The organism is Streptomyces sp. AK08-02, from assembly GCF_033795085.1.
Classification (GTDB): Bacteria; Actinomycetota; Actinomycetes; order Streptomycetales; family Streptomycetaceae; genus Streptomyces; species Streptomyces echiniscabiei.
In genome coordinates this window covers 1-21,346 of sequence record NZ_JARAZV010000002.1, presented here as the reverse complement: position 1 = coordinate 21,346, position 21,346 = coordinate 1, and the positions used below count along the sequence as shown (strand labels likewise).

The following is a 21,346-nucleotide window of genomic DNA, read 5'->3' as shown; positions in this document are numbered from 1 at the left end:
CCCGGAGCCGGCACAGAAAACCGGGGCACGCACCCCCAAAGGCGCGCGCCCCGGTCACCGTACAGCCCTGGCGTTACTTGCCCGTCTTGCGTCGGACGGCGGCCTTGACGAGGCCGGCGAAGAGCGGGTGGGGGCGGGTGGGGCGGGAGCGCAGCTCCGGGTGGGCCTGCGTGGCCACCAGGTAGGGGTGGACCTCGCGCGGGTACTCGACGTACTCCACCAGCTTGCCGTCCGGGGAGGTGCCGGAGAACTGCAGACCGGCCTGCTTCTCCAGTTCGGCGCGGTAGCTGTTGTTGACCTCGTAGCGGTGGCGGTGGCGCTCCTCGACGTACTCCTTGCCGTCGTACACCTCGCGCACGATGGAGCCCTCGGCGAGCTTGGCCGGATACATGCCCAGGCGCATCGTTCCGCCCATGTCGCCGTCGCCCGCGACGATGTCGAGCTGCTCGGCCATGGTCGAGATGACCGGGTGGGCGGTGGCGGCGTCGAACTCGGTGGAGTTGGCGTCCTCGATGCCGGCCAGGTTGCGGGCCGCCTCGATGACGATGCACTGCAGGCCCAGGCACAGCCCCAGCAGCGGGATCTTGTGCTCTCGGGCGTACTGGATCGCGCCGACCTTGCCGGACACCCCGCGGTCGCCGAAGCCGCCCGGGATGCAGATCGCGTCCACGTCCTCCAGCTGCTTCTTGGCGCCCGCCGGGGTCTTGCAGTCGTCCGAGGTGACCCACTTGATCTTCACGCGCGCGTGGTTGGCGAATCCGCCCGCGCGCAGGGCCTCGGTGACGGAGAGGTAGGCGTCGGGCAGGTCGATGTACTTGCCGACCAGCGCCAGGTTGATCTCGTGGGCGGGGTTGTGGACGCGGTCCAGGAGGTCGTCCCAGGTCGTCCAGTCCACGTCCCGGAAGGGCAGGTCCAGCTTGCGGACGACATAGGCGTCCAGGCCCTCGCGGTGCACGGTCTTGGGGATGTCGTAGATCGAGCGGGCGTCCGGACAGGCGACGACCGCGGCCTCGTCGACGTCGCACATCAGGGAGATCTTGCGCTTGATCGCGGTGGGGACCTCGCGGTCGCAGCGCAGCACGATCGCGTCCGGCTGGATACCGATGTTCCGCAGGGCCGCCACGCTGTGCTGGGTCGGCTTGGTCTTCAGCTCGCCGGAGGGGCCGATGTAGGGCAGCAGAGAGATGTGCACGACGAACACGTTGTCGCGGCCGACCTCGTGACGGACCTGACGCACGGTCTCCAGGAAGGGCAGCGACTCGATGTCGCCGACCGTGCCGCCGACCTCGGTGATGACGACGTCGACCTCGTCGGTGGCCATCCGGCGGATGCGGTGCTTGATCTCGTTGGTGATGTGCGGGATGACCTGGACGGTGTCGCCCAGGTACTCGCCGCGCCGCTCCTTCGCGATCACCGTCGAGTAGATCTGGCCGGTGGTGACGTTCGCCGAGCCGTCGAGGTCGCGGTCGAGGAAGCGCTCGTAGTGGCCGATGTCCAGGTCGGTCTCGGCGCCGTCATGAGTGACGAACACCTCGCCGTGCTGGAAGGGGTTCATCGTGCCGGGGTCGACGTTGAGGTAGGGGTCGAGCTTCTGCATCACGACACGCAGACCGCGCGCCTTGAGGAGCATGCCGAGGCTGGAGGCCGTCAGACCCTTGCCGAGCGAGGAGGCGACACCCCCGGTGACGAAGATGTGCTTGGTCGTCGTGGCGTTGCTGTTTCGAGAAGCAGCGGGTGTCATGGCCAAGGCGGGGCTCCCGTGGTCGCGGTCTGGAGTGCGGTACGGCCGCCCGGCCCGGAGCTTTCCGGGTTTTCAGGGGAGGATCCGTCGCTGCGGTTCGGGGGTTTCGTGCCCACCGGTCCACGGGCTACCAGGGTATCAGCGACCCGAGGAGATGGCTTCCGGCCACGCTCCGCGCACACGCGGACACGTATCCCGTACACGAGTCACCATCGCCCTGTCCGGCGCTCACTCGAAACGGTGCCCGCTCACCAGAGCTTCACTCGTTCAGCGGACCCGGGTTCTCCGGAGCGGCACGCGGACCGTCTGAGTGCGTCGTATGCTCCTCGGACACTCGCTGCCGAGCCCTTCCGGCAACACGGCACCACCCCCGCCCGTAACCCCGGAACAACGAGCGCTCGTCAGTCCGTTGAGCAAAGATTGGTGTTTGCTTCACCGCTCAACGATGCTGGACAAACGAACCCTTGACCGCAAGATCGAGACCCCCGTTTTCCTTTTGGGGGCGACGTGGCCGTTCGACTGGAGTTGCACGTGGCCGGGCTCATCGAAGACTACGCACTCATCGGGGACATGCAGACTGCCGCGCTGGTCTGCCGGGACGGCACAGTCGACTGGCTGTGCCTGCCCCGCTTCGACTCCCATGCCGTCTTCGCGGGACTGCTCGGCACCGAGGAGCATGGCTTCTGGCGCCTCGGTCCCGCGCACGCGGCGGACGCGAAACCCCCCGTGGCGGCCCGCCGCCGCTACCGGGGCGACTCGCTGATCCTGGAATCCGAGTGGGACACCCCACGCGGCACGGTCAGAGTGACCGATTTCATGCCCCCTCGCGACGGCGCCCCGCAGCTGATCCGCATCGTGGAGGGCGTCAGCGGCCGGGTGCCGATGCGCTCGGCCCTGCGCATGCGGTTCTCGTACGGCCGTGTCGTGCCCTGGGTGCACAAGCACGAGGGGCGGACGGTCGCCGTCGCGGGCCCCGACTCGGTGTGGTTCGACACCACCGCCGAGACCTACGGCAAGTCCCTGACGACGTACGCCGACTTCACGGTGGCGCCGGGTGACCGGATCGCGTTCACCATCTCCTGGGAGCCCTCGCACAAGCAGCCGCCCGCGCTGCCCGAACCGGAGCAGTCCCTCGACGCCACCGAGGAGTTCTGGCGCGAGTGGGTCGAACAGTGCACGTACCACGGCCCCTACCGGGAGGCCGTCGTCCGCTCGCTGATCACGCTGAAGGCGCTGACGTACGCGCCGACCGGCGGCATCGTCGCCGCGCCCACCACCTCCCTCCCGGAGGACATCGGCGGCGTACGCAACTGGGACTACCGCTACACCTGGCTGCGCGACGCGGCCATCACCCTCTCCTCGCTCCTGCGCACCGGCTACCGCGACGAGGCCCGCGCCTGGCGCGAGTGGCTGCTGCGCGCGGTCGCGGGCGACCCGGAGAACCTGCAGATCATGTACGGGATCGCGGGCGAACGGGAGCTGGGCGAGGCCGAGTTGGACTGGCTGCCGGGCTACGAGAACTCGGGCCCCGTCCGGGTCGGCAACGGCGCCGCGCACCAGCTCCAGCTGGATGTGTACGGCGAGGTCACCGAGGCCCTGCACCTGGCCCACATGACGGGCCTGGCCCGCAACGACTACGCCTCCCTGCTCCAGTTGAAGCTGATCCGCTACCTGGAGCAGCACTGGGACGAGCCCGACGAGGGCATCTGGGAGGTGCGCGGTCCGCGTCGGCACTTCGTGCACTCCAAGGTCATGGCCTGGGTCGCGGTGGACCGCACGATCAAGCTCATCGAGTCCGGCGACGCGGACGGCCCGCTGGAGAAGTGGCGCGAACTGCGCGACGACATCCACCGGGACGTGTGTGAGAAGGGTTACGACAAGGAGCGCAACACCTTCACCCAGTCGTACGGCTCGAAGGAGTTGGACGCCTCACTGCTGCTGATCCCGCAGATGGGCTTCCTGCCTCCCGACGACAAGCGCGTCATCGGCACCATCGAGGCGATCCAGCGCGAACTGTCCACCGAGGACGGCTTCATCCTGCGCTACCCGACGACCTCGGGCGGCGACGAGAACCTCGACGGTCTGCCGGGCGACGAGGGCGCGTTCCTCGCCTGCTCGTTCTGGATGGCGGACGACCTGGCGATGATCGGCCGGGTCGACGAGGCCCGCAAGCTCTTCGAGAAGCTCCTCGCCCTCCGCAACGACCTGGGCCTGCTGGCCGAGGAGTGGGACCCGCGCCTCAAGCGCCAGGTGGGCAACTTCCCCCAGGCCTTCAGCCATGTCCCGCTGATCGACACGGCCCTGAGGCTGACGGCTTCGGGGGCTTACGGCGGCTAGGGACTGACGCCCAGCAACCCGCGCCCCGTTTTTTTGGGGGCGCGGGTTGCTGCGCGACCAGCCACGACTGCGCCGCACCCCAAAACGGCGCCCTCCCACCAAAGCGCCTACCCTGGAAGCACATAAATGCCCCTTATCGGAAGGGGGCCGCCATGGCTTCCCCCTCAAAGGCAGGCGCAGCCCTCACCGCACTGCGCGAGGACCTGACCGGTGACGTACTCGCCCCGGGGGACCCGGGATACGACGACGCCCGTACCGTCTTCAACAGCATGATCGACCGCCGCCCGGCCGTGATCGCCCAGTGCGCGGACGAGACCGACGTGGTCCGTTCCGTGCACTTCGCCCGCGACCTGGACCTGCCGATCGCGGTGCGCGGCGGCGGCCACAGTGTGGCGGGCATGGGCGTGAACGACGCGGGTCTGGTGATCGACCTGCGCCGGATGCACGACGTGACCGTCTACCGTGCGGCGCAGTCGGTACGTGTCCAGGGCGGGGCCCTGATGAGCCACCTGGACCGGGCTACCCAGCCGCACGGGCTGGCGACCACCGGCGGCCGGGTCTCCACGACCGGTGTCGCCGGCTTCGTGCTCGGCGGCGGCAGCGGCTGGCTCGACCGGGTCCAGGGCCTCGCCGTCGACAACCTCCTCGGTGTCGACCTGGTCACCGCCGACGGCACCGCGCTCCACGCGAGCGCCGAGCAGAATCCTGACCTGTTCTGGGCCCTGCACGGCGGCGGCGGAAACTTCGGTGTCGCCACCTCCCTCACCCTGCGGCTGCACGAGCTGCCCGCGTTCTCCATCGCGCTGCTGCTCTATCTCCCCGAGTTCGCCGCCGAGGTCACCCGTACCTACCGCGACGTGATCGAGGCCGGCCCGGTCGAGGCGAGCGGCGGGGTCATCCATCTCACCGGCCCGCCCGAGGAGTTCGTCCCGCCGCATCTGGTCGGACACCTGCTGTGCGGGGCGCTGCTGACGTACGCGGGCGCCGAGGAGGACATGCGCAAGCTCGTCGAGCCGCTGCTGGCGCTGCCGCACGAGGTGGAGATCGTCACCGCGATCCCGTACGCGGACTTCCAGTGCATGCTCGACGACCCGCCCGGGATGCGGAACTACTGGTCGGCCGAGTACCTGACGGGCGCGCCCGACGAGCTGCTGGACGTCTTCTGCGCTCTCGGGGACGCGCTTCCCGTGCCCACCGGAACCCAGAGCGCGCTGTTCCCGCTCGGCGGCGCCATCGCCGACGGCCCGCCGGAGTATCCCGTCCCCTACCGGGACGCCTCCTGGGCCGTGCACCCCTACGGCTGCTGGGAGGACCCCGCCGACGACGAGCGCTGCGTCCAGTGGGTCCACGATGTCCGGACCCGCGTCCAGCCCTGGAGCACCGGCGCGGTCTACCTCAACTTCATCGGAGACGAGGGCGCGGAGCGCGTGATCGCGGGCCTGGGCGCCGAGAACACCCGCCGACTGGCGTCGGTGAAGCGCCAGTACGACCCGGACAACGTGTTCCGCTTCAACCACAACATCGTTCCGGCGTAGCCGAGCCGCGCGTGCCGTCCATGCGCGGATCGTCAGCGCGGCGCAGGTGCGGGTAGCGTCCGCTGCATGGACAGCCGTACGGACAGTCGTCACGAGACCCGGGGCGCCGGCATCACCGTGCGGCGGGCGCTCGAACTGCCCGGGCTGCGCAGCGGGCTGCCCGAGGTCCTGGCGGGCGCCGACCGGCTCGGGCGGACCGTGCGGTGGGTGCACGCGGGCGAGGTCCCGCACATCGCCTCGCTGCTCAAGGGCGGCGAGCTGCTCCTGACGACCGGGTACGGGCTCGGCACCCGACCGGCCGAGCAGCGCGCGTTCGTCCGCACCCTCGCCGAGCGGGGCATCGCGGCGCTCGTCGTGGAGCTGGGCCCGCGCTTCACCCGGCTGCCCGCCGCCCTCGTGGAGACGGCCCACGCGACCGGCCTCCCCCTGGTCCAGCTGCACCGCGAGGTGGCGTTCGTGGCCGTCACCGAAGAGATCCACACCGAGATCGTCAACGGCCACTACGCGCTGCTCCAGCGGGCCGAGGAGGTCCACCGGCGCTGCACTGAGGCCCTGCTCGGCGGCGGCGGTGTCCCGCAGGTCCTCGGCATCCTGGCGGACTTCAGCGGCAACCCGGTGTTCCTGGAGACGGCCGACGGCCGGCTCCTGTACGCCGCCGGGGCCGGCCCCGAGGGCGCCGATCCGCTCCAGGTGTGGGAGGGCCTGCGCACCCAGCACAGGGACGCGCCGCCGCCCGCCGGTTCCGTGCTCGTCGACGTCCCCGGGGGCGGGCCCGGCACCGGGTCGGTCCGCGCACGTCTGGTCCTGCTTCCCGTCCTCGAACCCCTTGCCCCCGTGCACCGGATGGCCGCCGAACGGGCCGCGGGCATCCTGGCCGTCGTCCTGATGCAGGCCCGTCAGGAGGAGGAGCTGGCGGCGCGCGGCCGGGGCGACTTCCTCACCGACCTCGCCGAGGGCCGGGTCGACGCGGAGGCCGCGCCCGCGCAGGCCCGCGTCCTCGGCTTCCGGCCCGGCGCCGGTCCGCTGCTGCCGATGGTGATGCGGCTCGGCGACACGCTGACCCCGGGCGGAGGCTGGGCGGTGCTGGCCCGCGCGGTCACCGAGGAGCTGGCGTCGGTCGGCGTGCCGGTCCTGCTGGGCGTACGGCCGGTGGAGGGGCGGGTGCCGCTGCTGGTGGGCCTGCGCGCGGAGTCGGAGCGCCCGACGGTCGCCGACCGGGTGGCGGCAGCGCTGCGGGCGGGCGTGGAACGCGCCGGGATGCAACGCCCGGGCGCCCAGCCGCCGGTCGTCGTGGTCGGGGTCGCCGGCGGCTGGGCGGCCGCCTCGGCGGGGCTGCGCCACGCGGCGGAGACGGCGACGGCGGCCCAGGGTCTGCCGGACCTCCCGTGGTACGAAGCCCGCCGCCTGGACATCGATCTGTTGCTGTGGCGCCTGCGCGACCACCCTGACCTGGCGGCCTTCGTGGACCGCGCGATCGGTCCGCTGACCACCCACGACCACCGCTCCAAGCCGCCGCTGCTGCCCACCCTGGAGACATATCTGGCCCATGCGGGCCGCAAGGCGGAGACCGCCCGCGAACTCCACCTCAACCGCCAGACGCTCTACAATCGCCTCGCCCGGATCGGGGAGTTGCTGGGCACCGACCTGGACGACCCGCAGACGGTACTGGCGTTGAGCCTGGCGCTACGGGCCCGCAGACACCTGCCCTGACCACACAAGAGCCCGATCCCTAGGGCAGCGGCCGGGGCTGTGTGAACTCGTCGTAGACACTGAGCACTTGGGCGACGGTCTCGTCCTCGGTGGGCCAGGTGGCGATCTGCCGGACGCCCCGCTCCCGAAGGAGTTCCCGGCGCTCCGGATTCCCGAGGAGCCGTACGACAGCCCTGCCGAGCGCCGCCGCGTCGCCGTAGGGGACGAGTTCGGCCGCGTCCCCGACCACCTCCGGAACGCCTCCCACGGCGGTCGCGATCAGCGGCACGCGCGCGTGGAGGGCCTCCTGGGCGAGAACGGAACGCGACTCCCAACGGCTGGGCAGCAGGGCGAGATCGGCGGCGAACAGCAGGTCGCTCACGTCGTCGCGCCGCCCGATGAGCCGGACCGGCAGCCCCTCGTTCTCGATGCGGCCCTGCAACTCGGCCCGCAGCGGCCCCTCCCCCGCGATCACGAGGAGCGGCGAGGGATCGAGACCGCACCACGCGCGTACGGCGTCCAGCAGGACGTCGTACCCCCGGTGCCGGTCGAGGGAGCCGACGGACATGAGCAACGGGCGGTCCGTGGCTCCGAGTTCGGCGCGGGTCTTGCACCGGTCGGACTCGTCCCGTCCGACGGCCCCGCGCGGGGCGGACAGTGCCACGGCGGACAGCCGGGCGTCCCGGGCCCCCCGCCGCCTGGCCCGGTCCACGAGGTCGGAGGAGGTTCCCAGGACGACGGCGGCGGTCTTCACGACCCGTCGCTCCAGCACCCTCAGCAGTTGGGCGCGCGGCCCCTCGGTGTACGCCCGGTTGTGCCAGGTGACGACGAGCGGAGTACGGCGCCCGCTGAGCGCGAGGGCGGCCCGGAAGGAGGCGTGCAGCCCGTGCGCGTGCACCAGGTCCGCGTTCGAACAGGCCGCGCGCAGCGCCGCCACCGAGCCGGGGTCGCTGCTGCGCGGGATGGGCACGTGTTCGGCACCGGCGCCCGTGAAGTCGTAGGTGCTGTCGGCGTCGGAGGGGGCGCACACGATGACCCGCACGCCTCTCGCGACGAGCCCCGCGGCCAGCGAGCGCACATGCGCGCTGCTGCCGGCGTTGCCACCGCCGAGCACCTGCACGGTGCGCAGCGGCGCCTGACCGTGCGGTGAGTGGCTGCTCGCGAGGCTCACGTGGCCGGGGGCTCCTGGTTCGGCGTCGGGCGGTCACGAAGAAAGGACACGCAGAAACGTACAGAAGGTTTGGGCGGAAGGGGTGTACCGCGCTGTTTCCTCCGGGTACGGGGGGTATTCCGTACTCCTTCAAGGATGCCAGTACGTACGGGTGTTCCGAACCATGGAGAGGCGGAGCGGGTCACTCACTCGGGTGAGAGAGACCCCACTAAACGTCAGCTGTTCGAATGTCAGCCGTCCGCCCGGGCCGCCGCCAGCAGTTCCTCCGCATGCGCCCGCGCCGTCTCCGAGTCCTCCTGCCCTGCCAGCATCCGGGACAGCTCCCGTACCCGCTCCTCGCCCTCCAGCACCTTCACGCCCGACCGGGTCACCGATCCGTCGTTGGTCTTCTCCACCAGCAGCTGCCGGTCGGCGAACGCGGCGACCTGCGGCAGATGCGTCACGACGACGACCTGTGCGCTCTTCGCGAGCTTCGCCAGGCGGCGCCCGATCTCCACGGCCGCCTTGCCGCCCACACCGGCGTCCACCTCGTCGAACAGATAGGTGGGCACAGGGTCGGTCCCCGCGAACACGACCTCCACGGCCAGCATCACGCGGGACAGCTCACCCCCGGACGCCCCCTTGGCGATGGGCCGGGCGGGCGCCCCGGGGTGCGGGGCGAGGAGCAGCTCGACCTCGTCGGCGCCGGACGGCCCGTAGGCGACCGTACGTCCGTCGACCTCGACACCCTCGGGGTCCTCGGTCTGCCGGATGTCGAACGACACGCGCGCGTGGGGCATGGCCAGCGAGGCCAGCTCGGCGGTCACGGCGGCGGCGAACCGTGCGGCCGCCTCCGTCCGTGCGTCCGTCAACGCCTGCGCCATCCCGCTCAGTTCGCCGCGCAGCGCGTCACGTTCGGCGGTCAGCTCGCCGATCCGCTCGTCGTCGCCGTCGAGTTCCAGCAGCCGCGCGGAGCCCTCCTCGGCCCACGCCAGCACACCGGCGACATCGGAGCCGTACTTCCGTGTGAGCGCGGTGAGCGCGGCCCGGCGTTCCTCGACGGCCGCCAGCCGCAGCGGGTCGGCGTCCAGGTCGTCGGCGTACCCCGCCAGTTCCCCGGCGACGTCCCCGAGGAGGATGCCGACCTCGCCGATCCGGTCGGCGAGCGCGGCCAGGGCCGAGTCGTGCGACCGTACGGCCTCCAGGGCCCGGTGGGCGCCCGCGACGAGCGTGGCGGCGTCGATGCCCTCGGGGTCCTCGGGGTTGCCGGCGAGGGCGGCGTGGGCGACGGTCGCGGCCGAGGCCAGCGCCTCCGCGTGCCCGAGCCGCTCCGCCTCCTCGGCGAGCTCGGCGTCCTCACCGGCCCGCGGCTCCACGGCGGCGATCTCGTCGAGCCCGTACCGCAGCATGTCGGCTTCCTGGGCCCGCTCACGCGCGCGCGTGGTGATCTCGTCCAGCTCGTTGGCGACGGCCCGCAGCCTCTTGTACGCCTCCCCGTACTTGGTGAGGGGCGCGGCGACCGCGTCCCCCGCGTACCGGTCGAGCGCCGCCCGCTGCCGGGACAGCTTGAGCAGCCCCTGCTGGTCGGTCTGCCCGTGCACGGCCACCAGCTCGTCGGCCAGCTCGGCCAGCACACCCACGGGCACCGAACGCCCGCCCAGATGCGCCCGGGAGCGCCCCTCGGCGGAAACGGTACGGCTGATGAGCAGCGCCCCGTCGTCCAGCTCCGCACCGGCCTCCTCGGCCCGTACGACGGCGGCCCCGCCCGGAGGCACGGTGATCCGCCCCTCCACCACGGCGTTCTTGGCCCCGATCCGCACCAAGGCCGCGTCAGCCCGCCCACCGAGCAGCAGCCCCAGGCTGGTCACGACCATGGTCTTACCCGCACCGGTCTCACCGGTCACGGCGGTGAAGCCTGGCGACAACTCGACGACCGCATCGTCGATCACGCCGAGCGACCGTATCCGCATCTCCTCCAACACGAACACGACCATACGAGGTCAGCCACCCGATGTGCGACGCCCCCCACCTCGAATGAGAGAACCCGCAGGTAACGAATGACTATCGGCGGTCAGATGTCACCCGGGTGAGTGGAAGTTTTCGGGGGCGCGGGGAACTGCGCGACAAGCCACGACGAACCCGCACACGCGCACAGATCCCCGCCACCCCTACAGAGCGCTAATGAGGCGCCCCTCGCCACCCGGACACCGGCAACGCGAACTTCGCCACCAGCCGATCGGTGAACGAAGCATGATGCAGCCGAGCCAACCGCACCGGCACAGCCCCCCGCCGAACCTCCACCCGCGCCCCGGGCGGCAACTCCACGGTCCGCCGCCCGTCACACCACAACACACCCGGCGGAATATGAGGCAGAACCTCCACGGCGAGCACGGAATCCGGCGACGTCACCAACGGCTTCGCGAACAGCGCGTGCGCACTGATCGGCACCATCAGCAACGCCTCCACCTCGGGCCACACCACAGGCCCGCCCGCGGAGAAGGCATAGGCGGTGGACCCGGTAGGCGTCGACAGACAAATGCCGTCGCACCCGAACCCCGTCACCGGCCGCCCGTCGATCTCCAGCACGACTTCCAGCAGCTTCTCCGCGGACACCTTCTGCACGGCCGCCTCGTTCAGCGCCCAGTCGGTGTGCACGATGTGGCCGTTCTGGCTCACGACGACGTCGATGGTCATGCGTTCCTCGACCTCGTACGCCTTCGTCACCACCCGGTCGACCACCTTGTCGAGGTCGTCGCGCTCGGCCTCGGCCAGGAAGCCGACGCTACCGAGGTTGACGCCGAGCATCGGCACCCCGGACGCCCGGGCGAACTCGGCGCCGCGCAGCAGTGTGCCGTCGCCGCCCAGCACGATGAGCAGCTCGCAGCCGTCGAGGCACTGCGCGGTGGCCTCCTCGATCAGCTCCACCTCGGGCGGCAGCGGCAGATTGGCCGCCTCCGCCGCGAGGACGCGCACCCCGAGGCCGGAGCGCACCAACCCCTCGACCACGAGTTCGGCGCTTCTGATGGCGGCCGGCCGCCCGGTGTGGGCGAGCAGGAAAACAGTACGATCTCGGGTCTGAGTCAACGAGGCCCCTCCGCCACTGCACGGTCAACATCGGCCGGGTTCAGTTCAGGTGCGCCGGCCCGCAGCCACAGAAAGTACTCGACGTTCCCCGACGGCCCGGGCAGCGGGCTGGCGGTCACGCCCTGCACCCCGAGCCCCAACTGCCCTGCGCGGGTGGCGACTCCGCGTACCGCCTCGGCACGCAGTTCCGGACTGCGTACGACTCCTCCACTGCCCAGCCGTTCCTTCCCCACCTCGAACTGTGGCTTGACCATCATCACCAGGTCGGCATCGGGTGCCGCGCACCGCGCAAGGGCGGGCAGCACGAGACCGAGCGGGATGAAGGACAGATCCCCCACGACAAGATCCACTGGTTCCCCATCGATCGCTTCGAGCGTCAACTCGCGTACGTTCGTACGGTCCTTGACGGTGACGCGTTCATCGCTCTGGAGAGACCACGCGAGTTGTCCGTACCCCACGTCGACCGCGACGACGTGGGCGGCACCGGCGCGCAGCAGTACGTCGGTGAATCCACCGGTGGACGCGCCGGCGTCCAGCGCCCGCCGTCCGCCGACCTTCAGCCCCTGCGGGACGAAGACCTCCAGGGCACCCGCGAGCTTGTGGCCGCCCCGGGAGACGTACTCGGGATCGTTGTCGTCGGTCACGACGACGATCGCGGCGGCGGTCTCCACCTGGGTGGCGGGCTTGGTCGCGACGGTCTTGCCGACGGTGACCCGCCCGGCGGCGATCAGCTGGCTCGCGTGCTCGCGCGAGCGGGCTAGCTTCCGCCGCACCAGCTCGGCGTCAAGGCGGCGGCGTGCCACTCCTGCCACGTTCGGTTCAGCTCCTATTGCCGTACGTCGATGGGGGCGCCGGAGGTCCCGGGCGGGCGTCGAGCGCGGTGAGCGTGTCGCGCAGCCCCCGGTGTACATCCTCGTACACCTCGACATGACCGTCCGTGGCGAGGTGGTCGGCGTCGCCGAGCCGGTCGAGGAGGGCGTCGACGTCGGCGTCGCCCGTGGGGGTGCGGGTGACGTCCAGCGGGGCCGGCGCGGCGGGGTCCGCCTCCGGTTCGACGGCCGCTTCCGCGACCGTGCCGGGAGCCGGATCCGGAACGGGAGTCTCCGCCGGGCCCGCGGCCGGGGGCACTGAGTCGTTCATGCCCCGACGCTACCCCGAACGGCTGAGGTACCGTCGTTCGCGATGGCCACGACTGAGGAGTGCCGCAGCGCACTCGACAAGCTCTCGGACAACATGGCGGGCGCGAGCGGGGACGTACGCGAGGCGGCGGCCCTGGACCGCTCGCTGAGCTGCCGTATCACCGACCTGGACGTCACCTTCGTAGGACGTCTTCGGGGCGGCCGTATCGAGGTGCGGGACACCTTCCAGGGACCGCCCCCGGAGAAGGCCGAGATCCGGCTGACCATGACCGGCGACGACCTGCTGGCGCTGGTCTCCGGGGAGCTGAACTTCGCGAAGGCGTGGGGGTCGGGCCGGGTGAAACTGGAGGCGGGCCTACGGGACCTGTTCCGCCTCAGGAAACTCCTGTAGCCGCCCTGCTGCGGGCCTTGCGCGCGGCCGGCACCACCAGCGGTGTCCCCGTCTCCGGATCGTCGATGACCTGGCAGCGCAGCCCGAACACCTCCTCGACCAGTCCGGCCGTGACGATGTCGCCCGGCGCGCCCTCGGCGATGACAGAGCCCTCCCGCAGCGCGATCAGGTGCGTGGCGTAGCGGGCCGCGTGATTGAGGTCGTGGAGTACGGCGACCAGGGTCCGGCCCTGTTCCTCGTGCAGCTCGGCGCAGAGGTCGAGGACGTCGATCTGGTGCTGGATGTCGAGATAGGTGGTCGGCTCGTCGAGCAGCAGCAGCGGTGTCTGCTGGGCGAGCGCCATCGCGATCCACACGCGCTGGCGCTGGCCGCCGGAGAGTTCGTCGACATAGCGGTCGGCGAGTTCGGCGACGCCGGTCGACTCCATGGACTCCCGGACGATCCGCTCGTCGTCGTGGGACCACTGGCGCAGGATGCCCTGGTGCGGGTAGCGGCCCCGGCCCACCAGGTCGGCGACGGTGATCCCGTCGGGCGCGACCGACGACTGGGGCAGCAGCCCCAGGGTCCGCGCGACCTTCTTCGCGGGCATCGACTGGATGACCTGCCCGTCCAGCAGCACCCGGCCCTCACTCGGCTTCAGCATGCGCGACAGAGCCCGCAGCAGTGTGGACTTGCCGCAGGCGTTCGGGCCGACAATCACGGTGAAGGAGTTGTCGGGGATCTCCACCGACAACTGCTCGGCGATCACCCGCTGGTCGTAGGCGAGGGTGACGCTCTCTGCAGACAGGCGGTTCACGGTGTGGGTGCCCTTCTCGACGTTCTCGTTCACCGGGCCGCTCCCGGCCCGCTCGTTCCCCGGCCCACTCATGTCCGGCCCTCTCATATGCGGATCTCTCATATGCGGCCCGCCTTGCGCTCGGTGACCAGCAGCCACAGCAGATACACCCCGCCGAGTACTCCGGTCACCACGCCCACGGGCAGCTGGTCGGCGCCGAAGAGCCGCTGTGAGGCCCAGTCGGCCACGATCAGCAGGGTGGCGCCCATGCACATGGACGCCACCAGGTTCGGGCCGGGCGAGCGGGTCAGCCGCCGGGCGAGCTGCGGCGCGGTCAGTGCCACGAAGCCCACGGGCCCGGCGGCGGCCGTGGCAGCCGCGGTGAGCAGCACGGCGGCCAGCATCAGCACCAGTCGTACGCGCTCGACGCGCACACCGAGTGCGTACGACACGTCGTCGCCCATCTCCGTCATCCGCAGCCCGCGCGCGTTCGCGAGCACCACGGGTACGAGGACCACGCACAGCCACAGCAACGGCCAGACCTGGTCCCAGCCACGGCCGTTGAGGGAGCCGGTCATCCACACCACCGCGCGGGCCGCGTCGACGAGGTCGGCCTTGGTGATCAAGTAGCCGTTGACCGCCGTGACGACCGCGGAGACCCCGATGCCGACGAGCACGAGCCGGTACCCGTGCACGCCCTGCTTCCAGGCGAGCAGATAGATGGCGAGCCCGGTCACCAGCCCGCCGGCGAGGGCCCCGAGGGTGACAGCGCCCGCGCTCCCGGAGAACAGCACGATCACGACCAGCGCACCGGCTGTCGAGCCCTGGCTGAGCCCGAGTACGTCCGGACTGCCCAGCGGATTGCGGGAGATGGCCTGGAACAGGGCGCCGCCCAGCCCGAGCGAGGCCCCGACCAGCAGCCCGACCAGCACCCGGGGCAGCCGCAGCTCGTTGACGATGAACTCCTGGCCCGCGTTCCCGTCGCCGAACAGCGTCCTGAGGACGTCGCCGGCCGGGATCGGGAAGTCGCCGGTACCGATCAGCACCACGCTCGCGGTGAGCGCGGCGAGCAGCAGCGCCACGACGGCGACCAGCGCACGGACGTCGATGCGGAGGGAAAGGCCCCCCGGCGTCCGTACGAAACGGCCGGCGCGGGTGCCCCCTCGGCCGGGCCGGACAAGGTTCCTCTTCACAGCTGCGCCGTCCTCCGCCGTCGTACGAGAAAGATGAAGACCGGCCCGCCGATCACCGCGGTGACGATGCCGACCTGGAGTTCGGCAGGTCGGGCGACCATCCGTCCGACGACATCGGCGCCGAGCAGCAACACGGGTGACAGGACGGTCGCGTACGGCAGGATCCAGCGCAGGTCGGGGCCGGTGAACGACCGGACGACGTGCGGGACCATCAGCCCGACGAAGACGATCGGGCCGCAGGCGGCGGTCGCGGCCCCGCACAGCACGGTCGCGGCCGCCATGGACAGCGCGCGGGTGCGGTTCAGGTTCGCGCCGAGGGCGCGGGCGGTGTCGTCGCCCATCGCCACGGCGTTGAGCGGCCGGGCGAGCAGCAGGGCGAGGACTGTGCCGACCACGATGAACGGCAGGACCTGCGTGATGGTGTCGTCGGTGGCCGACGCCAGGGAGCCGACCGTCCAGAAGCGCATCCTGTTGAGCGCGGCGTCGTCCGTGATCATCACGGCCTGGAGATAGCCGTAGAGCGCGGCGCTGATCGCGGTGCCCGCGAGAGCGAGCCGCACGGGCGTGGCACCCCGGCTGCCGCCCAGGAACCAGACCAGCGCGCCGACGGCGGCGGCTCCGAAGAACGCGAACCAGACGTATCCCTTGAGCGAGGTCACGCCGAAGAAGGTGATGGCGGTGACGACGGCCGCCGAGGCACCCGCGTTGATGCCGAGCAGCCCGGGATCGGCCAGTGGGTTACGGGTCAGCGCCTGGAGAACCGCCCCGGACAGCCCCAGTGCGGCACCGGCCAGGAGGCCGAGGAGGGTGCGCGAGACCCGCTCGCCCACGACGACGTCGCCGTAGGTCCCCGAGTCCTGGAACAGGCCGTGCCAGACCTGCTCCAGGGACAGCTCCTTCGCACCGATCGCGATGCTCGCGAGGGCGACGAGGATCAGGATCCCCAGCGAGACGAGGAGCCCAACGGCCCGTATCGCCCGACGTTTCGGGAGCGCGGGGGCGGTGGTCTTCGCGCGAGGTTCAGGAGGGCTGTCGACAAACACGAGGTTAGGTTAGCCTACCCTCGCTAGCGCCTCGTTACCCGTCCCGGAGAGCGCCCCGAGCCTCCGCCCCTCACACGCCCTGAGCCTCTGTCCCTCACAACCCCAGCCGAGCCAGCGCCTTCCCCCCGTCCAACGCGCACGTGCCGTCCCCCGCAGCCGTCCAGGCCGCCGCGCACAGCGCGCGAAGCCCGTCGAGCGCTTCCCCGTCCCCGGTCAGTTCCAGCTGCTTCTCCCCCGCGGTCGCCGTCCACCCCCCGCACCGGAAACCGTCGCCCGCGTCCGTCACCTCGGGCTGCCCGGTCAGCAGCCCCCGCAGGTCGGCGTCGACATAGGTGGGCCGGTGCTGCGGGGGTGCGGCCAGCAGTTGTGCGCCGTCCGCCACGCCGGTCAGCACCAGCAGCGAGTCGACCTCCCCGTTGAACGCGCCCTCGATGTCCGTGTCCAGCCGGTCCCCGACGACCAGGGGCCGCTTCGCACCGGTCCTCAGCACGGTCTCCCTGTGCATCGGCGGCAACGGCTTGCCCGCCACCTGCGGTTCGGCCCCGGTCGCGATGCGTACGACCTCCACCGCGGCCCCGTTGCCCGGCGCGATCCCGCGTGCGCTCGGAATCGTCAGGTCGGTGTTGGACGCGAACCAGGGCACCCCGCGCGCGATGGCATAGCACGCCTCCGCGAACCGCCCCCAGGGCAACTCGGGTCCGCCGTACCCCTGCACGACAGCCACCGGCTCGTCCTCGGCCGACTCGACGGGTTCGAGCCCCCGCTCGCGCAGCGCGACCCGGAGCCCCTCGCCGCCGATCACCAGCACACGCGCACCCGCCGGCACCTGGTCGGCGATCAACCGGGCCACGGCCTGCGCCGAGGTGATGACGTCCGAGCCCTCGGTCGCTATGCCCAGCTCGGTGAGGTGCTCGGCCACCGCGTCCGGAGTCCGCAACGCGTTGTTGGTGACATAGGCGAGCCGCATCCCGCCGTCCCGCGCGACCTGGAGCGACTCGACGGCGTGCACGATCGCGTTGCCCCCCGCGTACACCACCCCGTCGAGGTCGAGCAGTGCCGTGTCGTACGCCTCACTGAGGGTCCGCGCACTGCCTCCGGGCCGCGTCCTGACGGTCTGGCTCATTGTGCATCGCTCCTCGTTCGACCGGCTTTCCCCCGATCATCCCCCATGCCACCGACAGCCCTACGATGCACCAATGAACACTGCAGGTCCCGCGGACGTACCGGCTCGCATGGGCCTTCAACTGACCCCGTTCCGGGGCCTGCGCTACGACCCCGACCGGGTCGGCAGCCTGGCCGCCGTGACCTCTCCGCCGTACGACGTCATCGTGCGCCCGGACGGCCTGATACACCTAGAGTCGGCCGACCCGCACAACATCGTCCGGCTTATCCTCCCCCAGGCGGCGACCCCGTCCATCCGCAACGAACAGGCGGCGGACACCCTGGACGACTGGCTCGCCGAGGGCATCCTGACCGCCGATCCCGAACCCGCCCTGTACGTCTACGAGCAGCGTGACACGACGGGTCATCTCCAACGCGGGGTCATCGGGGCCCTGCGCCTGTCGGAGCCGTCGGAAGGCGTCGTCCTGCCGCACGAGGACGTCATGCCACACGTCGTGGCGGACCGCGCGGCCCTGATGCGCGCCACCACCGCGAACCTCGAACCGCTCCTCCTCACCTACCGGAGCAACGACTCGGCCGCCGCGTCGCCGCACACCACGAGCGCTGTGGTCGAACGCGCGGCAGAGCGCCCCCCGTTGCTCTCGACGACCACGGAGGACGGTTTCGGCCATCGCCTGTGGGCGGTCACCGACCCCGCCGAACTGGCCGGGATCCAGGCGGACCTGGCACATCACCAGGCCCTCATCGCCGACGGCCACCACCGCTGGGCGACGTATCTGCGTCTACGCGCGGAGCATCCGTCCCCCAGCCCCTGGGACCACGGTCTGGTACTCCTCGTGAACACCGTCCGCTACCCCCTGCGCGTCCGCGCGATCCACCGCCTGCTGCACCGCCTGCCCGTCCCCGAGGCCCTGGCAGCCCTGGAGGGCCGTTTCCGGGTACGTCACCTGGCGGTCCCGCTCGCCGAAGCGCTCACCGCCCTCGCGGAGGCGGCCACCGCGGGCAACGCCTTCCTCCTGGCCGGCGACGGCGCCTTCCACCTGGTGGACCACCCGGACGAGGCCCTTCTGGCCCGTACGATCCCGTCCGGCCACCCGCAGGCCTGGCGCACCCTGGACGCGACGGTCCTGCACGCCACACTCCTCGACCACGTCTGGCACATCCCCGAGGACTCCCCGGCGCACATCGCGTACATCCACGACACGGCGGCGACGGTGGAGAAGGCGGAGCAGGACGGCGGGACGGCCGTCCTGATGCACCCGGTCCGTGAGGAGGTCGTACGCGACCTGGCCCGCCAGGGCGTCACGATGCCCCGCAAGTCGACGTCCTTCGGCCCCAAGCCGGCCTCCGGCCTGGTCCTGCGCAGTCTGGCGCACTGAAACGCGGAAGGGCGGGACCCCTGACCGGGATCCCGCCCTTCGACCGACTACCTCAGATCAACGCTTCTCGTCCTCGACGTCGTCCAAGACCACATCGTCACCAACGCCACTGCCGTCGGTGTCGTCAATGTCGTCGTCGGCCGAAGCCGCTTCCACGACCTCGGTGGAGGCGGCGGACTCGATCTCGACGGACTCGACGCCCTTGTCGAGTTCGCTCTCGCCCTCGTCCTCGTCCGTGTCCTCGCTCTCGTCGAAGGCGTCGACGAACTCCACACCGTCCAGTTCGGCGAGGCGATCCGAGGCGTCCGTGCTGCCGTCCTTGTCGGACTCGACGGCCTTGGCGAACCACTCGCGCGCCTCGTCCTCACGCCCGGCCGCCAGCAGCGCGTCGGCGTACGCGTACCGCAGTCGCGCGGTCCACGGCTGTACGGAGTTGGAGGCCAGTTCGGGACTCTGCAGGGTCACGATGGCCGCGTCGAGCTGATCCATGTCACGCCGAGCACCGGCCGCGACGAGCCGCATCTCGACCTGTCCTGCCTTGTCCAGCTTGTGCACCTCGGGCGCCCCGGCCATGTCGAGCGCCTTCTCGGGCCGCCCGAGCCCACGCTCGCAGTCGGCCATGACGGGCCACAGGTCGACGTTGCCCGTCATCCGCCGAGCCGCACGGAACTCGGCCAACGCCTCGCTGTACTTCTGGTTCGCGTACGCGGCGAACCCGGCCGCCTCTCGTACGGCGGCCACACGCGAAGCCAGCCGCAGGGCCACCCGCGAGTACCCGTAGGCACCCTCGGGGTCCTCGTCGATGAGCCTGGCGACCATCACCAGGTTCTTGGAGACCTCCTCGGCCAGCCCCTTGGGCAGGCTCATGAGCTCCTGGCGTACGTCCTTGTCGATCTCGTCGCCCGTGACGTCCTCGGCGATCGGCAGCCGCTTGATCGGCTCCCGGTCCCGGTCACGCTCGTCCCGGAACCCGCCGCCCCGCCGGTCGTCTCCCCGGCTGTCGTCACGTCCCCGGTAACCACCGCCGCCACCGGGCCGACCTCCACGGTCGTCACGCCCGCGGAAGCCGCCACCAGTGGGACGGCCACCACGGTCGTCACTCCGACCACGGAACCCACCACGATCATCGTCACGCCGCGCGAAGCCACCGCGGTCGCCACCACCACGGTTGTCATCCCGGCGGAAGCCACCCCGGTCGCCTTCACGGCGATCGTCATCACGCCGGAAGCCGCCACGGTCACCGCGATTGTCGTCACGTCCACGGAACCCGCCGCCTCCGGCGGAGCTACCACCGCGGTCATCCTCACGACGGAACCCACTGCCTCCGGCGGAACGGCCTCCCCGGTCATCCTGACGGTCGTCCCGACGGGCAAACCCACCGCCGGCCGGACGCCCACCACGGTCGTCACTCCGGCCACGGAACCCACCGCGATCGTCATCGCGACGGAACCCAGGGCGCTCTCCGTCCCGTCGATCGTCGCGTCGGTCGTCTCGTCGGTCATCGCGACGGGGGGCTGCCGACCGGTCGTCACGTCCACGGAAGCCACCGCCGGCGGGACGGCCGCCGCGGTCGTCACTCCGGCCACGGAACCCACCACGATCATCGTCACGCCGCGCGAAGCCACCACGGTCACCGCGGTCGTCGTCACGACGGAACCCGCCACCTCCGGCGGGACGCCCACCGCGATCATCCTGACGGTCGTCCCGACGGGCAAACCCACCGCCGGCCGGACGCCCACCACGGTCATCCTGACGATCGTCACGTCCACGGAAGCCACCACCGGTGGGACGGCCACCGCGGTCGTCACTCCGCCCACGGAACCCACCACGATCGTCATCACGACGGAACCCACCACGGTCACCGCGGTCGTCATCACGACGGAACCCGCCGCCTCCGGCCGGACGGCCACCCCGGTCGTCGGGACGGTCGTCACGCCCACGGAAGCCACCGCCAGTGGGACGGCCACCGCGGTCGTCACTCCGACCACGGAACCCACCACGATCATCGTCACGCCGCGCGAAGCCACCGCGGTCGCCACCACCACGGTTGTCATCCCGGCGGAAGGCGGGACGGTCCCCCCGGTCATCCCGACGAGGCCCCGCCGGACGGTCCGAGCGCTCCGGCCGGTCCGAACGGTTGTCACGCTGGAAAGCGGGACGAGCCCCGCGATCTCCGTCACGGCGGTCGTCGCGGCGCGGAGCACCGCCACGATCACCACGGTTGTCGTCGCGGCGGAAACCTCCGCCGGCGGGCCGCTCACCCCGGTCGTCACGTCGGGGGGCCGCCGGCCGGTCATCACGGCGACCGTAACCACCCGCGGGTCGGCCACCACGGTCGGAACCGCCACGGTCGTCGCGGCGATCGTTGTCGCCGCGAGGCGCCCCTCGGTACCCGCCACGGTCGCCGCGGTCACCACTGTCCCGGCGGCGCTGGTCGCGCTCCGGGCGCTCGTCGGGAGAGTTGGTGGACATGATGGGTGACTCCTGTCTTCGGTACCGCAAGTCATTCTCGCGCAGCCGACTAGCCGGCGCGCTCCGGGCGCTGTTTTTCTTCTAAAACAAAAAGGACCCCTGGTCCCAGCGTGAACGCTGGGACCAGGGGTCCTCCAAAGATTGTTCGGCGGCGTCCTACTCTCCCACAGGGTCCCCCCTGCAGTACCATCGGCGCTGAAAGGCTTAGCTTCCGGGTTCGGAATGTAACCGGGCGTTTCCCTCACGCTATGACCACCGAAACACTATGAAACACTCAACCGCACCACACCCGGTGG

16 protein-coding genes, 1 rRNA gene and 1 pseudogene are annotated in these 21,346 nt (G+C 71.2%); 5 read left to right on the top strand and 13 right to left on the bottom strand.

Going from position 1 to position 21,346, the window contains the following annotated elements; genetic code table 11:
* Positions 1–73: 73 nt before the first annotated feature.
* The gene (locus PV734_RS04045; protein ID WP_319098561.1) at positions 74–1,741 is read right to left on the bottom strand and encodes a CTP synthase; all 1,668 of its coding nucleotides are present in this window, start codon (positions 1,739–1,741) and stop codon (positions 74–76) included.
* A 531-nt stretch (positions 1,742–2,272) separates the two neighbouring features.
* On the opposite strand from PV734_RS04045, the gene PV734_RS04040 reads away from it, so the two are divergent.
* From PV734_RS04040 to PV734_RS04030, 3 genes are all read left to right on the top strand, one after another.
* On the top strand, positions 2,273–4,078 hold the full coding sequence (locus tag PV734_RS04040; RefSeq protein WP_319098562.1) for a glycoside hydrolase family 15 protein: 1,806 nt from the start codon (positions 2,273–2,275) through the stop codon (positions 4,076–4,078).
* Positions 4,079–4,230: 152 nt separating this feature from the next.
* Positions 4,231–5,613 (top strand): FAD-binding oxidoreductase, encoded by a 1,383-nt coding sequence (locus tag PV734_RS04035; protein WP_319098546.1) that lies wholly within the window; start codon positions 4,231–4,233, stop codon positions 5,611–5,613.
* 66 nt (positions 5,614–5,679) lie between these two features.
* The gene (locus PV734_RS04030; RefSeq protein WP_319098547.1) at positions 5,680–7,323 is read left to right on the top strand and encodes a PucR family transcriptional regulator; all 1,644 of its coding nucleotides are present in this window, start codon (positions 5,680–5,682) and stop codon (positions 7,321–7,323) included.
* Positions 7,324–7,342: 19 nt separating this feature from the next.
* Here PV734_RS04030 and PV734_RS04025 read toward each other — a convergent pair whose 3' ends face one another.
* From PV734_RS04025 to PV734_RS04005, 5 genes are all read right to left on the bottom strand, one after another.
* Entirely contained in the window at positions 7,343–8,473 is a 1,131-nt protein-coding gene (locus tag PV734_RS04025; RefSeq protein ID WP_319288777.1) for a glycosyltransferase family 4 protein, read from the bottom strand.
* Positions 8,474–8,703: 230 nt separating this feature from the next.
* Positions 8,704–10,446, bottom strand: a complete 1,743-nt coding sequence (recN, locus tag PV734_RS04020; protein WP_319288776.1) for a DNA repair protein RecN — start codon at positions 10,444–10,446, stop codon at positions 8,704–8,706.
* Positions 10,447–10,630: 184 nt separating this feature from the next.
* Positions 10,631–11,536, bottom strand: a complete 906-nt coding sequence (locus PV734_RS04015; protein ID WP_319098551.1) for an NAD kinase — start codon at positions 11,534–11,536, stop codon at positions 10,631–10,633.
* Positions 11,533–12,348, bottom strand: a complete 816-nt coding sequence (locus tag PV734_RS04010) for a TlyA family RNA methyltransferase (protein WP_319098552.1) — start codon at positions 12,346–12,348, stop codon at positions 11,533–11,535. The genes PV734_RS04015 and PV734_RS04010 overlap by 4 nt, the downstream gene beginning before the upstream one ends.
* Before the next feature lie 7 nt (positions 12,349–12,355).
* A complete protein-coding gene (locus tag PV734_RS04005) occupies positions 12,356–12,676 on the bottom strand; it encodes a hypothetical protein (protein ID WP_319098553.1) in 321 nt (106 codons plus the stop codon).
* Between the two features lie 42 nt (positions 12,677–12,718).
* Here PV734_RS04005 and PV734_RS04000 point away from each other — a divergent pair, with 42 nt between their 5' ends.
* Entirely contained in the window at positions 12,719–13,066 is a 348-nt protein-coding gene (locus tag PV734_RS04000) for an alkyl sulfatase C-terminal domain-containing protein (RefSeq protein WP_319098554.1), read from the top strand.
* Here PV734_RS04000 and PV734_RS03995 read toward each other — a convergent pair.
* The 4 genes from PV734_RS03995 to PV734_RS03980 form a co-directional block, all read right to left on the bottom strand.
* Positions 13,050–13,934 (bottom strand): ABC transporter ATP-binding protein, encoded by an 885-nt coding sequence (locus PV734_RS03995; protein WP_319098555.1) that lies wholly within the window; start codon positions 13,932–13,934, stop codon positions 13,050–13,052. The genes PV734_RS04000 and PV734_RS03995 overlap by 17 nt on opposite strands.
* A 26-nt stretch (positions 13,935–13,960) precedes the next feature.
* Positions 13,961–15,034 (bottom strand): FecCD family ABC transporter permease, encoded by a 1,074-nt coding sequence (locus PV734_RS03990; RefSeq protein WP_319098556.1) that lies wholly within the window; start codon positions 15,032–15,034, stop codon positions 13,961–13,963.
* Positions 15,031–16,077, bottom strand: a complete 1,047-nt coding sequence (locus PV734_RS03985) for a FecCD family ABC transporter permease (RefSeq protein ID WP_319098557.1) — start codon at positions 16,075–16,077, stop codon at positions 15,031–15,033. Before PV734_RS03985 ends, PV734_RS03990 begins: the two co-directional genes overlap by 4 nt.
* 94 nt (positions 16,078–16,171) lie before the next feature.
* Positions 16,172–17,200 (bottom strand): HAD hydrolase-like protein, encoded by a 1,029-nt coding sequence (locus PV734_RS03980; RefSeq protein WP_319098558.1) that lies wholly within the window; start codon positions 17,198–17,200, stop codon positions 16,172–16,174.
* Positions 17,201–17,273: 73 nt separating this feature from the next.
* Here PV734_RS03980 and PV734_RS03975 point away from each other — a divergent pair, with 73 nt between their 5' ends.
* A complete protein-coding gene (locus PV734_RS03975) occupies positions 17,274–18,578 on the top strand; it encodes a DUF1015 domain-containing protein (protein WP_319098559.1) in 1,305 nt (434 codons plus the stop codon).
* A gap of 57 nt (positions 18,579–18,635) precedes the next feature.
* On the opposite strand, the gene PV734_RS03970 is transcribed toward PV734_RS03975, so the two are convergent.
* From PV734_RS03970 to rrf, 3 genes and pseudogenes are all read right to left on the bottom strand, one after another.
* Positions 18,636–19,445 (bottom strand): tetratricopeptide repeat protein, encoded by an 810-nt coding sequence (locus PV734_RS03970; protein WP_319288896.1) that lies wholly within the window; start codon positions 19,443–19,445, stop codon positions 18,636–18,638.
* 486 nt (positions 19,446–19,931) lie between these two features.
* A pseudogene (locus tag PV734_RS03965) lies at positions 19,932–21,050 on the bottom strand (hypothetical protein); the annotation flags it as partial.
* Positions 21,051–21,193: 143 nt separating this feature from the next.
* Positions 21,194–21,310: ribosomal RNA gene (rrf, locus tag PV734_RS03960) — 5S ribosomal RNA — on the bottom strand.
* Positions 21,311–21,346 lie beyond the last annotated feature (36 nt).